The organism is Enterococcus sp. BSD2780061688st2 D3 (genome assembly GCF_005844145.1).
Lineage (GTDB): Bacteria > Bacillota > Bacilli > Lactobacillales > Enterococcaceae > Enterococcus_B > Enterococcus_B durans.
In genome coordinates this window covers 68,077-81,906 of record NZ_SPHN01000003.1, presented here as the reverse complement: position 1 = coordinate 81,906, position 13,830 = coordinate 68,077, and the positions used below count along the sequence as shown (strand labels likewise).

General features: G+C 37.2%; 12 protein-coding genes. 5 read left to right on the top strand and 7 right to left on the bottom strand.

Annotated elements, in window-relative coordinates; translation table 11 throughout:
* Window positions 1–142: 142 nt before the first annotated feature.
* Together FGQ66_RS03800 and FGQ66_RS03795 are read right to left on the bottom strand one after the other, a co-directional pair.
* On the bottom strand, window positions 143–964 hold the full coding sequence (locus FGQ66_RS03800; RefSeq protein WP_005880234.1) for an NUDIX domain-containing protein: 822 nt from the start codon (window positions 962–964) through the stop codon (window positions 143–145).
* Between the two features lie 101 nt (window positions 965–1,065).
* Complete coding sequence (locus FGQ66_RS03795) at window positions 1,066–1,344, bottom strand: hypothetical protein (RefSeq protein ID WP_005880237.1); 279 nt, start codon at window positions 1,342–1,344, stop codon at window positions 1,066–1,068.
* 463 nt (window positions 1,345–1,807) lie between these two features.
* On the opposite strand from FGQ66_RS03795, the gene metG reads away from it, so the two are divergent.
* Window positions 1,808–3,817, top strand: coding sequence for a methionine--tRNA ligase (metG, locus tag FGQ66_RS03790; protein WP_113846210.1), 2,010 nt, complete (start codon window positions 1,808–1,810; stop codon window positions 3,815–3,817).
* Between the two features lie 211 nt (window positions 3,818–4,028).
* Here the strand turns inward: metG and FGQ66_RS15095 are convergent, their stop codons facing one another.
* From FGQ66_RS15095 to FGQ66_RS03770, 5 genes are all read right to left on the bottom strand, one after another.
* Window positions 4,029–4,184 carry a hypothetical protein gene (locus FGQ66_RS15095; protein ID WP_171024559.1) on the bottom strand — a complete coding sequence of 52 codons (156 nt, stop codon included), beginning with the start codon at window positions 4,182–4,184 and terminating at the stop codon, window positions 4,029–4,031.
* A gap of 199 nt (window positions 4,185–4,383) precedes the next feature.
* On the bottom strand, window positions 4,384–5,121 hold the full coding sequence (locus FGQ66_RS03785) for a LytR/AlgR family response regulator transcription factor (RefSeq protein WP_113846209.1): 738 nt from the start codon (window positions 5,119–5,121) through the stop codon (window positions 4,384–4,386).
* Window positions 5,096–6,451, bottom strand: a complete 1,356-nt coding sequence (locus FGQ66_RS03780; protein WP_113846208.1) for a sensor histidine kinase — start codon at window positions 6,449–6,451, stop codon at window positions 5,096–5,098. The genes FGQ66_RS03785 and FGQ66_RS03780 overlap by 26 nt, the downstream gene beginning before the upstream one ends.
* A gap of 71 nt (window positions 6,452–6,522) precedes the next feature.
* Entirely contained in the window at window positions 6,523–8,685 is a 2,163-nt protein-coding gene (locus FGQ66_RS03775) for a peptide cleavage/export ABC transporter (protein WP_113846207.1), read from the bottom strand.
* Window positions 8,686–9,085: 400 nt separating this feature from the next.
* Window positions 9,086–9,670: a hypothetical protein gene (locus FGQ66_RS03770; RefSeq protein WP_113846206.1), complete on the bottom strand. Its 585-nt coding sequence runs from the start codon at window positions 9,668–9,670 to the stop codon at window positions 9,086–9,088.
* A gap of 171 nt (window positions 9,671–9,841) precedes the next feature.
* On the opposite strand from FGQ66_RS03770, the gene FGQ66_RS03765 reads away from it, so the two are divergent.
* The 4 genes from FGQ66_RS03765 (at window position 9,842) to rsmA (ending at window position 13,721) form a co-directional block, all read left to right on the top strand.
* Window positions 9,842–11,155: an APC family permease gene (locus FGQ66_RS03765; RefSeq protein ID WP_095443589.1), complete on the top strand. Its 1,314-nt coding sequence runs from the start codon at window positions 9,842–9,844 to the stop codon at window positions 11,153–11,155.
* Between the two features lie 359 nt (window positions 11,156–11,514).
* Window positions 11,515–12,291 carry a TatD family hydrolase gene (locus FGQ66_RS03760; RefSeq protein WP_016177709.1) on the top strand — a complete coding sequence of 259 codons (777 nt, stop codon included), beginning with the start codon at window positions 11,515–11,517 and terminating at the stop codon, window positions 12,289–12,291.
* Window positions 12,284–12,850 carry a ribonuclease M5 gene (rnmV, locus tag FGQ66_RS03755; protein ID WP_138301743.1) on the top strand — a complete coding sequence of 189 codons (567 nt, stop codon included), beginning with the start codon at window positions 12,284–12,286 and terminating at the stop codon, window positions 12,848–12,850. Before FGQ66_RS03760 ends, rnmV begins: the two co-directional genes overlap by 8 nt.
* On the top strand, window positions 12,843–13,721 hold the full coding sequence (rsmA, locus tag FGQ66_RS03750) for a 16S rRNA (adenine(1518)-N(6)/adenine(1519)-N(6))-dimethyltransferase RsmA (protein ID WP_113846205.1): 879 nt from the start codon (window positions 12,843–12,845) through the stop codon (window positions 13,719–13,721). Before rnmV ends, rsmA begins: the two co-directional genes overlap by 8 nt.
* The last annotated feature ends 109 nt before the right edge of the window (window positions 13,722–13,830 follow it).

Sequence of the window (13,830 nt, the reverse complement as noted above, 5' to 3'; positions counted from 1 at the left end):
GGTGCCAGGGATCGCCTTGCTAATAAAAAACATAACTTGTTTTTGTTTCTAGGAATTTTCTTTAAAGAAAAGCTCACTAATTATGATAAATCAAAAAGCAGAAAGAACAAAAGTGAGTCTTTTGTTCTTTCTGCTTTTTGATTTACTCGTCATTCCCTGGCTTTAACTGGTAGATTTTGGATGGGCGGCCAATACCAACAGGGCGTTCACCGATCTCATCGAAATATTGAAGCATTGCTTTTTTAAAATTAGAATGGTCGATCATTTTGAAATCGATGCCTAAGAATTTTGCAAAAACTTTTCTCGCTTCAGTAATCGTAAAATCTTTTCCTAAAACTTGGAGTACTTGGGGTTCGTGCTCCATTTTATTTACCACACGATTAAAGGCTTTGAGGATGATCTCGCTATGGTCAAATGCCAAAGTGTCTTTACCAGAGGACTCACCGGTCAGTAAATCCAAAGAAATAGCGACATCATCACTGGCTAGATGGATCTTGTTTCCTTGACGTTCCAATGTGAACCATTGGACTTCCTCTGCATCATCTCCAGCAATCAAAGGCTCTTCCCCAATAAATGCTAAATAACTAACAGTTACGACCCAGCCACGCGGATCGCGATTAGGTGTACTGAACGTATGGAGTTGTTCGATGTTTTCTTGGGAGATCACTACGCCAGTTTCTTCTTTGGTTTCTCGGAGTACACTTTCTCCTGTAGACTCATTTTTTTGTACGAATCCACCAGGTAGTGCCCATGAGTTGCGATAAGGATGTCCTTTTCTTTGAATGAGCAAGATTTTTAGTTGATCTTCTTCTTTGTTATAGCACATTAAGACGATATCGACAGTCAAAGAAGGCTTATCATACTCTGGCCGTTCTTGCTTTTGATACCAAGCAAGAAAATCAGCTTCACTTGCTTCATGTTCATAATATTGTTTTTCTTCTTCTTTAGAAGCAAACTGTTTCATTATATGTCCTCCTTCTAGCTCGATTGCAGGGTCCTTTTTACTTCATTGTAGCAGACTCTATCAGAAAACCAAAGATTTCCTATGGAAAAATAGCTGTTTAGTTACACATGAAATAAAAATGGCAGAATCAAATTAAATAGAAAGAACAGTAAGTAAAAAGGCAATATTTTTTGTTTTTCTTCTCGGATGGCAAAAAAACCACAAACGATGATATAGGCATCCAAGACAAAACGGAGTATTTGAGAAACCAACACAAAACTATTCAAATTTCCGTGGAGATTAAAATAGCCATACATGCGTACATAAAAATAGCTGAACAGTAAATGCACAAGTGAAAGAAGTGCGATACTGATAGTGAAATAAAGATGCTTTTTTTTCATTATGATTCCAACCTCTCTTGGTCAAATAGTTTATCTAAATGATATGAATGGTAATAAATAGTGTAAAAGGTGTAGGGATTTTTACGATAAAATATGACATAAGTAAAAAACGCCTTTGATGTTCGATCTTAAAAAAGTATGGATGCGAACCAACTAGTCAGGGCATGCAATGATCGCTGTTATTCCTAAGTGTTCATGCCAAGAGCTTAATATCAGAACCCCGTACTTCAAATCGATACGCATGATCAAATATTTTCCAAAAATTCAGTAAAGGTATGATTTATTGAATAGAAAAGGGGGTCTTTGCAAACCTTTTTTATTATAGCATGTTTTCAAATGAAAAAAATCGGTAGATGGGTTTCATTTGTTGCGAGCTAACGAAAAAATGGTAACAGTCTATTTGTTTTATGGTATACTAGCAAGGAAACGAATTCGCATCATGCGATAAAGGAGGAAGAGCCCCATGGCAGAAAAGGAAACTTTTTATATTACTACGCCAATCTATTATCCAAGTGGGAAACTTCATATTGGGAATTCTTATACTACAATTGCCTGTGATGCAGTTGCCCGCTATAAGCGATTGATGGGCTTTGATGTGTTTTATCTAACTGGGGTGGATGAACACGGTCAAAAAATAGAAAAAAAAGCAGCAGAATTAGGTGTGGAACCACAAGAATATGTGGATAAGATGGCTGCAGATGTCAAGAAATTATGGAAGACACTTGATATCAGCTACGATAAATTTATTCGTACAACAGATGATTATCACGTAGCAGCAGTCCAAAAAGTATTTGATCGTCTACTAGAAAAAGGGGATATCTATCTTGGTGAGTATCAAGGATGGTATTCTGTCTCCGATGAAGAATTCTTTACAGAAACGCAATTAGCGGAAGTCTATCGAGATGAAGAAGGCAACGTGATCGGTGGTAAAGCACCAAGTGGTCATGAAGTAGAACTAGTCAAAGAAGAATCTTATTTCTTCCGTATGAGTAAATACGCAGATCGTTTGCTTCAGTATTATGAAGAACATCCGGAATTTATTCAACCGGAATCTCGTAAAAACGAAATGATCAACAACTTCATCAAACCAGGTCTAGAAGACCTTGCAGTTTCAAGAACAACTTTCACTTGGGGTGTTCCAGTGAAAAACAATCCCAAACATGTGGTCTATGTATGGATCGATGCTCTAGTCAATTATATCACGGCGCTAGGCTACGGTTCAGACGATGATAGCTTGTTCCAAAAATACTGGCCAGCAGATGTTCATATGGTCGGAAAAGAAATCGTACGTTTCCATACGATCTATTGGCCAATCATGTTGATGGCCTTAGACTTGCCATTACCTAAAAAAGTCTTTGGACATGGTTGGTTATTGATGAAAGACGGTAAGATGTCTAAATCAAAAGGCAATGTCGTTTACCCAGAAATGTTGGTTGAGCGTTATGGCTTGGATGCATTACGTTATTACTTGTTACGTGAAGTACCATTCGGTTCTGATGGCGTATTCACACCAGAAGATTTTGTATCGCGCGTCAATTATGACTTAGCCAATGACTTGGGGAATCTCTTGAATCGTACGGTTGCGATGATCAATAAATATTGTGATGGGGTCGTACCTGATTATGCTTCTTTGGTGACGCCATTTGATAGTGAATTATCTACAACTGCTGCGAATGTCGTTGGACGTTACCATGATGCAATGGAAAAAATGGAATTCAATACCGCGTTGGCTGAGATTTGGGTGTTGATTTCTCGTGCAAATAAATATATCGATGAAACAGAACCATGGGTATTAGCCAAAGATGAAGAAAAGAAAAAAGAATTGGATAGTGTGATGATCCATTTGGCAGAATCTCTACGTATCACAGCGATTCTGTTACAACCGATCATGACAGAAACACCAACAAAAATCTTTACTCAATTAGGATTGGATCCTGAAATGATGAATCTTGAAGGACTACACTTTGGTGAATTTCCTTCTGGTACAAAAGTGGTCTCAAAAGGAACACCGATCTTCCCACGTTTAGACATGGAAGAAGAAGTCAGCTATATCAAAGGAAAAATGTCTGAAGGTACTCAGACAAATGAAGATACAGTGAAGTGGGACCCTGAAGAAACTGAACTAGTTTCTACGAAAGAAAAACAAATTAAATTTGATGTTTTCGAAAAAGTAGAATTGAAAGTAGCAGAAGTGATCAACTGTCAAAAAGTGGAAGGTGCAGATAAGCTATTGCAATTTCGTTTAGACGCAGGCGATAGTCAAGATCGACAAATTTTATCTGGTATCGCAGAATTTTATCCTGATCCGAATGAATTGATAGGGAAAAAATTAGTGATTGTAGCGAATTTGAAACCACGTAAAATGCGTGGTCAAATCAGTCAAGGAATGATTCTTTCAGCGGAAGCACCAGACGGCTCTTTACAAGTAGTCGAAGCACCTAAATCAATGCCAAATGGTTCAGAGATCGCTTAATTAAGAAAAAGTCCAGCATAGCTGACTAGATGATGGGAGGCTGGGACAGAAGTGTTTCTCACTTTTGTCCCAACCTCCTTTTGTCGTAAGTACAGTATGCCAACAAGATTACTCCAAATAAAACTGAAATACCGACTACCAAAAGTTAGAATAACTTTTGGTAGTCGGTATTGTCTGTTTCTTTTATTTGAAGGTGTCCGCTTCTTAGTTGCTATTTACCGTCAAAAAATCCAGCAAGGAAATCTAAAGTAGCTTCCCACATTTTTTTTCCTGAACCTTTAGGCCCTGTTGCGATATCCCCTGTTCCTGGTGTACCGCCATTGATTTTTTTTAGTTCTTCTTTGCTTAATGCTTGTTTCTTACTCATCGAATCACTCCTCTACTTATGATAGGTAAAGTATAGCTAATTTGAAGACGAAAGTGATTCATTTGTCTTAAAATGAAAAGAATCGATCCTGAATGATAGTTAAATACAGATTCTCTGTTATTGGATAGTAGAAAAGGCGTAGAGTTGCGGCAAAAAATACAGGAATAAAAATGATGGAGGCTGGAAAAGTAGATCGGTTTTACGACTTAAGATTCATTTTTAATACCTTTGTTTTTGAAATGGAAAAGTCACACGTATATTCTTCAGGAAAGACGATCCTCCGTGTTTTGAAATCCACAGATCTGATTTGATTCGTATTGATTAAAAAAGAACGGTGGACGCGCAATAATTCTGGATATTCTTTTTCTAATTCATTCATTTTCCCATAAAATTCGTACATCATACTTTCTCCATAGAGAATCACTTTATGTGGAGTGACAGATGTTTCTAAAAAGTAGATGGAAGCTAAATCGATTTTAAAATTTCTGGAACCAATTGCAAAAGAGACATGACGCAGATTTGATTTATGATTGATCACCGTTTGTTCATTGCAGATTTTTAGGATGTTTTCAATTTGCTGTTTTTCTGTTTTGCCGTCTTTTACGATGTAATCCAATGGGGCAATTTGCCGTCTTAGTGTTTCTAAAGCCAACTCTTGATGCGAAGTGATAAAAACGATTTTTGCAAACTCGTTTTCTTTTCGTAGTAGTTGTGCAACATCTATTCCAGTTAAATTTTTCCCTAAATCAATGTCTAGAAAGAAGAGACAATTGGTCAAATTTGCTTTATGGTGATACAGCAGGACATCATGAGGATCTGTTGTTACTAGCACTAATTCCATATCATAGTCGTTGATCATAATGAGATTCTTGATTATCTGTTTGTAATGAGTCATCAGCATAATATCATCATCACAAAGAATAATTGGTAGAGTCATCTAATTCACTCCTTTTGATTGTTAATGTTGAGACGAATAATCCGTCTGTTGAGTAATGATTCACTTCAGCATTTGTGTCATTTTTTAGTAGTTCTTTGATGTTGGATAAGCCTAAGCCACGATTCTTTCCTTTCTTGCTGAATCCTTCTTGATTCATTAAGGATAAGGAAGGCAGTTTTCCAGCAAAAGAGTTTTCGATAGTTATTTCTAAACTATCCTCTGTAGTGATGAATAAGATATTCAGTTTTTTTTCTTCTGATTCACAAGCAGCTTCGATACTATTATCTAACAGGATTCCGATGATCCTTATCGCTTTGACTACGTCTATATTTATAGCATTTATGCATTTTAAGCATTCAAATTGGACATTTAAATTTGCTTGTAGAGCCTGAGTTAACTTTGCGACAATCAATGATTTGATGGGAACGATTTTTAAATTACTTATTCCAGAAAAACTCATTACACTGTTATCGATCATCTTATGTGAATAATCAATCATTTCTTTCAAATACCCTTTGTCGATTTTTTCAGTAGGGCTAGTGCTTAACCCTAGCAACAGATTGTTATAGTCATGTCGAAATTTTCTCATTTCCTGATAGTTTTTCTCTACTTCAACGGTGTATACATTCATCATCAATAGCTGTTCCTTCAAATTTTTTAATTCTTGACGTTCAGTATTCTTTTTTAAAATGATATAAGTTAAGAACAGTGTGATTGCATATTGGGCAATGAGAAAACCCAACATGATTATACTGACGATACCTAATATATCCATTTCCCTTAGAATCTCAGCAACTGCAATGATAATAGCTAATGAGACGCCCAGTTGGATCGTATAGATTTTTTTCTCCTCTAAAAGAACAATTTTATTTAAGACTTTTTTTTCAATGAGCCAAACAGAGAATAAAGAGACAGCAAATTTTAATAAAAAGGACAACACTATAAATACTAAAGGATGATTGATATTGCGGTTAAATGGGAGGTCTAATACGAATCTTACAAAACTTGATGCCATAAAAGGAACAATAAAGTAAATGGACAGAGAAATAAAATACCCCAGTAATTCATTCAACTCAAGTTCCTTTGATGCTTTCCATGCGCGTGCCCTCACTGCAATAAAAAGGAGTGTCATAGCAATTTCTGCTAACAATGTGTCTTCCATCGAGACTAGTGCAAGTGGATAACTGACCAAAAGCAAAATAAGGAAAAATGATTTCTGTTTGATTTTTGTACATAAGATAATCAAAAAAATGAATAATAATATATTGGAGAATTCATTGAAGAAATAAGCGAAAGTACTGAGTAATATCACAAAAAACACTTCCTTCATAAAATATTACTCCAATTATAGCAAGGATTTTTTAATAAAGATATTGCATAATTAGTTTATATTTTTCCACTTTACGCAACAGTCATCATCTCCCAGAGAGTTTCGTATGTTCCGTTTAGATCAAGTAGATGTTGATGCGAGCCCGATTCAACTAATTGACCATCCTCAAGGACAAGAATAACGTCGCATTTCTTGGCGATGGGTAAATGATGGGCAATAAAAATGATCGTCTTATTCTGGATAGCCATCAAATTATCAATAATAAGATGTTCTAATCGTGTGTCCAAGCCACTTGTTGCTTCATCCAATATCATCACGTTTGATTGTTTTAAAAGAGCTCGCGCAATAGCAAGACGCTGTTTTTGCCCTCCAGAAAGGTTTGTTGCTCCTTCTTCGATTGATGTCTGATAAGTCAACGGCAGCTGATCGATGTATGTCTTTATCTGCGCTAGTTCACATGCCTGTTCAATTTCTTCTAAAGAAGGTTTTGTTTCGATTCCAAATAACAGATTTTCCATGATAGTTCCACTAAAGAAAAAGGGATCTTGAGGAACATAGCTGAAAGAATGTCGAAGTTCCAATCGAGAGATGGAGCGAAGATCCTGCCCTTGATAAAAAATCTCACCTTCTTCTGGAGTATAAAAATTCATTAGTAACTTTACGAGTGTCGATTTTCCCGATCCGCTCATTCCGACAATTGCAGTTTTTGAATTTTCCGGGATGACGCAAGATAAACTAGTTAGCACATTTTCGGAAAATCCATAAGAAAATGAAACGTTTTTGAATTCGATCAATGGAGAATCGGTTGATCGAATAGAGGTGTCGAGCAAGTCACTTTCGGCCAGTCGTTCTTGTTCTAAAAAAAGCACCTCGTTTAGTCGATCATTTGCTACTTTGGCTGTTTGGATCTTGACTTGTAGATTAATGATATTTTGTAGTGGCGTAGTGAAAAAAATCATCAATGCATTATAAGTAATCAGCTGGCCAATGGTCATTTGTCCTTTAAGAACGAGTGTCGTCCCAAACCAGAGAAGCACTGTTGAGCTCATGACTTGCAGGGCATTTTTAAGATTCGCTTGGATATTGTCTAAATTTAAATTTTTGAATGTTTTTTCCATCATCTCATTGAATTGTTCTGTTACCTTATTACTGATATGGTCAGTGGCGTTAAAAGATTTGATTGTTTCTATTCCTTTTAAGCTCTCGATGATTTGTGAATTGACAGTAGCACCAGCTTCCATTTGTTCCTCGTTTGTTTGATCAAATCGCTTTATAAATGAAAAAACGATCAGTGCGTAGATTGGAATAGTTGCTAAACTAATGAAAAATAATTGCGCATTTTGCAAATATAAAACAAGTCCAACTGAAATGACCATCGATGCGTCTAGAAACAATGACAATGTAGCATTTGCTAGTGCATCAATAATTTTAGTTGCATCGAGAAAGCGAGAAATAATCTCACCAGATTTTCTCGTTGAAAAAAAGGACATCGGCAGATGGAGTACATGGTCAAAGTACCGTAACATGATCGAAGTACTTAGCCGCTGGCCTAATAGGATCAACAAATAACGTTTCAAATATTGAAGGAAAGCTTGGATCACGTACATTGTCAACAGTCCGATAGAAATGATTTCCAATAAATTGGCGGATCTTGCAGGAACGATTCTATCAATGATCAGTTGAAAATAATAGGAACCGATGATGCCAAATCCCGTTAGTAAAAAGGACAACAAAGTGATCTCAAAGATTATTTTTTTTTGTGGCAGTAATAATGGAATAAATGAAAGCAATCCTTTCAACTCATCCTTTACTGGTTTGTATTGCTCGGTAGGCGTGGCAGTTAGCACGATTCCTGTCCATTCTTTATTGAATTCTTCTGCCGATTTGCTTGTTTTCCCTTTTGCAGGATCTGCAATCAAAATTTTTCCGTTTTTTATTCCATAGATCACTACATAATGTAGAAATGAACCATCAACGACGACGTGGGCAATCAAAGGGAAAGAAAGATTTTCTTGCCATAGTGAAGCGTCTGATTTGAATACTTCACATTCAAATCCTAATTGTTCCATTGCTGCAACCATTCCATAAGCGGTCGTTCCTTGGTTGTCAGTTTTGGACATTAGTCTTAATTTACTTATGGGGATCGTTGTTTGATACTGATTTAAAATCATTGCTAAACAAGCAACGCCACAATCTTTTGCATCATGTTGTTTAATTAGTTTGAATTTTTTCATACACTCATTCCTTTGAAAACAGTTTATGGTAACTAGTCCAGTGAGAGAAACGCTCAGAAGGTTTCATGAAGATCGCTCTAGGTCATCGAAAAAATACAGTGTCGCAAAATAAGCGAAGATCAAGCTTTTTCTTTTCTATCAGTGAGGTGAGCTATTTAGCTATGCATGATAGAGCAGTAACTTGACAATACGGTCTTTAAGTATCCATTCTTTTTATAGATTAACAAAGTTGTTATCCTGAATGGATGGATTGTCCTAAAACCAGTTATTCCTGTCTTAAATGAATGAATCAGCCTATTTTAGTTATTTCGTGGCTGAAAAAAGCACAAAAAAATAAGTCAGGGATACGCAAAATAATTTTTCCTATTTTGCGTATCTCTGACTTAAGAATAGTGATCGATCATGATTTGGGTAGAAGCTTGATTCTTCTTTTTAAACGTTTTGGCAAAAGGGCCGTCAGAAAAACAAAGGGTAGCGAGAAAAGATACCAAAAAATCGTTCTACCGATTCCATACCGTTGGTAAATTTTTGTCAGGAGAAGGTGGAGCACAAGCAAGCCAATGGCTAAGCTCCCAGTGAGAAACCAAATATTGTCCCAATTTCTCCAAACTCTTAGAAACATCGCAGCAATCGGATAGCCATAAAAAAAGAATCCTGTTAATGAGAGTCGCCAGTTTTTGGCTAATGTCCCCAGATTCAGTAAGAAAAAAATAGCGGACAAAACGATGCCGATGGGTGGAAATAAGCCTACCAAGAAAGCATAGATCGTGCCCAAAAAGATCATTCCTGGCCCTTTTAGTAAAGCAACGACCACTATAGAAACAAGTAGTAAAAAGATTTGTTGGGTAAAAGTAGCAACAGTCAATAGCCCGAATAGGATCAAGGTAAGCCAATGCCAGCGAGAATGCAGTTGATTTTTTCTAGTAATTGGCACTTTTTTTTCTAAAAAATCGGCTATTTTTGGATAGGAACGTCTAAAATCCATGAATCCTCCTCCTTTAGTATCGTACTCAGTAGTATAACGAACATTTTGCTAGGATACCTCCGCCCAAAGAGGGATATTTACAGTAAAAATTTCTGAAAAGTAATGGTAAAGTGAAATATTCTCCGTTATACTGGAGGTTATACTAAAATCTAATCGAAAAAGGGGATGCGAATGAAAGGTAAGTTGAAACGTGAGATTAATTTATTCGGTGCATTAGCGACTGTAATGGGGACTGTTATCGGCGCAGGGGTTTTCTTTAAAACTGCAGCAGTGACCGCAAGTACACAGTCTACTAGTTTGACGTTATTGGTATGGTTACTAGGTGGATTTTTGACGATCTGTGCGGGGTTGACCGTAGCAGAACTTGCTACCGCGATTCCTGAAACTGGTGGTGCTGTAAAATATATCGAAGCGGCCTATGGAAAATTGCCTAGTTTCTTACTTGGATGGTCACAAAGCTTGATTTATTTTCCAGCAAATATTGCTGCACTGTCCATCATCTTTGCTACACAATTGATCAATTTATTACAATTATCCACGGACTATTTACTAGTTATTGCTATTATCACAGCAATTTCGATCACAGGTCTGAATTTGCTTGGTACCAAAGTAGGAACGACTGTGCAATCTGCTACCTTAGTGATCAAGTTGATCCCACTTGCAGTTATCGTTATTTGGGGTTTGCTTACTCCTGGCAATGGCACTGTGCAATTATTACCGATCGAAGCAGGAAAAGATATTTCATTTGCGCAAGGATTGAGTAGTGCGTTACTGGCAACATTGTTTGCTTATGATGGTTGGCTAGGTGTCGGCGCAATGGCTGGTGAGATGAAGCATCCAGAAAAGGACCTACCGAAAGCAATTATTTTGGGCTTGAGTTTTGTCACAGTCGTTTATCTATTGATCAACTATGTGTTCCTAAAAACACTGCCTATTGATCAAATTGCAGGGAATCTCAATGCTGCTTCAGATGCTTCCGGTGTTATTTTTGGTCAAATTGGCGGGAAAATTGTGACGATTGGTATCTTGATTTCTGTTTATGGTGCATTGAATGGCTATACGCTTACAGGGATACGCGTTCCTTATGCGATGGCATTAGAAAATGAGCTACCTTTCAGCAACCAGCTGACAAAACTTTCAAAGAAATTTACAGTACCTTATACACCAGCTATCTTTCAGTTAGTGATTGCTTGTGTCATGATGACAGTGGGTTCATTTGATTTATTAACAGATATGTTGATATTTGTGATGTGGTTGTTTAGCCTACTTATTTTTGTCGGAGTATTTGTTTTAAGGAAAAAACAACCTGATTTGCCTCGACCTTATAAAGTTCCTTTATATCCTGTTATTCCTTTGATTGCGATCGTGGGAGCTGTCTTTATTTTGGGCATGACGTTATTCACTCAGACAGGGCTTGCGATGATTGGGATTGTCGTGACTTTATTAGGAATACCGGTTTATTTTTATAAAAACAAACACATATAGAATCGTTGAATGAAAGACTGGAATAGGAGATTTCAGCTCCAAAAAAAGAAGGAGTTGCTTTTTGTTTCTACCGTTTGTCGTTAGTGAGGTCGAGACAAAAGTCGTTTAGGTTTGAGAAATTGGAGAAAAAAACGAACAATACGTTTTTTGTATTGTTCGTTTTTTTTTGGAATTTCCGAAAAACCTGATTTTTGGACGCCGTTTATTCGAGAGTTTGTAGAAAACTGATTTTTAGTTTTGTCCCTCATGCTTTTTCCATAAAAAATTATTTTTCTAAAAATAAATCTTGATTTTTAGTTTTAATACTTCTGCCATAGCTGCTTATATGCTAAAGTAATGAAGAAAAGGAGAGATAGAAGATGATATTTGATTCTCATACCCATCTAAATGCGGAACAATTCAATGACGATATTCCAGAAACGATTGAACGCGCAAACGAATTGGGCGTGACTAAAATGGCTGTTGTGGGCTTTGATACGCCAACCATCGACAAATCACTGCAGCTTAGTCATGATTATTCAAACATATATAGTATTATCGGCTGGCATCCAACAGAAGCAGGCAGTTATACAAAGGAAGTCGAAGAAAAATTACAAGAACAGTTAACAACGCCAAAAGTTGTTGCACTAGGAGAAATCGGTCTGGACTATCATTGGATGGAAGACCCTAAAGAGGTCCAAGATAGAGTTTTTCGTCGACAAATAGCGATTGCGAAAGAAATGAATTTGCCAATCAGTATCCATACAAGGGAAGCGCTTGAAGATACGTATGCGATTTTAAAAGAGGAAGATATTCGTGATATTGGCGGGATCATGCATAGTTTCAGCGGAGATTTTGAGTGGGCAAAGCGATTCCTCGATTTAGGCATGCACATCTCATTTAGTGGAGTCGTGACGTTCAAAAAAGCGACAGATGTGCAAGAAGCAGCCATGAATGTACCGCTTGATCGCTTGTTAGTAGAAACAGATGCTCCTTATTTGGCACCAGTCCCTTATCGTGGAAAGCGAAATGAACCGGGATATACTCGTTATACTGTTGAAAAAATTGCAGAATTACGAGGACTAACGCTGGAAGAAGTTGCTGGACATACATGGAAAAATGCACATCGTCTATTTAGGTTAAATGAAAATGACTAAGTTAAAAATCCAAGAAATCATCGTCGTTGAAGGAAAAGACGATACTAGAAGACTTCAAGAGGTAGTGGATGCTGACACGATCGAAACTATCGGTTCAGCGATCAACGAAGATATTTTGATGCAAATCGAACATGCCCAAGAAACACGAGGGGTCATCATCTTCACCGATCCAGATTTTTCGGGAGAAAAAATTCGGAAAACGATCATGGAAGTCGTGCCACAAGTCAAACATGCATTTTTACCGCGCAAACAAGCACGCCCACGTAAACAGGGAAGTCTTGGTGTAGAACATGCAAGTGATGAAGCTATATTAGAAGCCTTGAAAAAGGTCGTGACTCCTGCTGAGGAAAAAGAAACTACTGAGATCACTAGACAGATTCTTGTTGCTCATGGTTTAATAGCTGGAGCGAAAGCAAAAGAAAAACGCGAAAAATTAGGGGATGAATTGCGGATTGGTTATACCAATGGTAAGCAATTGGAAAAACGTTTGAAGATGTTTCGGATCACCCCAGAAGAATTTGTACAAGCAATGAAAAAAGTGGAGGAACAACATGAGTGAATACCGTGATATTGCGACACCCTCTAGGACAAAAGAGATTTTATTGAAACACGGTTTTTCGTTTAAAAAAAGTTTAGGACAAAATTTTTTGACTGAACCGAATATTTTAAGAAAAATCGTAGAAACGGGTCAAATCAATGAAGAAACGAATGTTATCGAAGTAGGCCCAGGAATTGGTGCTTTAACCGAGCAATTAGCCAGAAAAGCCAAACAAGTCGTTGCTTTTGAAATCGATGATCGTTTGATCCCTGTATTAGAAGACACGCTGTCTCCTTATCCGAATGTGACTGTGGTCCATCAAGATATTTTGAAAACTGATTTACAACAGGCTGCTATGGACTATTTTGACGCAGAATTGCCGTTGAAAGTGGTTGCTAATCTTCCATACTACATTACCACGCCAATTATGATGCATTTTTTGGAGTCAGAGTTGGTCGTTGATGAGATGGTCGTGATGATGCAAAAAGAAGTTGCAGATCGGATCTCTGCTCAACCAGGGACCAAAGCATATGGCTCTTTGTCCATCGCTGTACAATACTACATGGAAGCTAGCGTAGCATTTATCGTTCCAAAAACAGTATTTGTTCCTCAACCAAATGTTGATTCAGCTATTTTGAAGTTGACGAGAAGAGCAGAACCAGCGGTCAAAGTGACCAACGAAAAAGCCTTTTTCCGATTGACGAAGGCTGCTTTTCAACAAAGAAGAAAAACATTGTGGAATAATTTACAGGCAACCTATGGGAAAGAAGAAGATACGAAGGCTTGGCTAACTAGAAGTTTGGAAAAGGCGAATATCGATCCAAAACGCCGAGGAGAAACATTATCTTTAGAAGAGTTTGCAGCATTAAGTAATGCGTTGGAAGAGAAGTAAAATGTATAAAGCGGAAAGTTTTTAGTAACGAACCCTATTTAATGAAAGATTTCCGCTTTCATAAATAAACCAGATCAGAAAAGCGTGGGATAAAAGTGAAGAACACTTT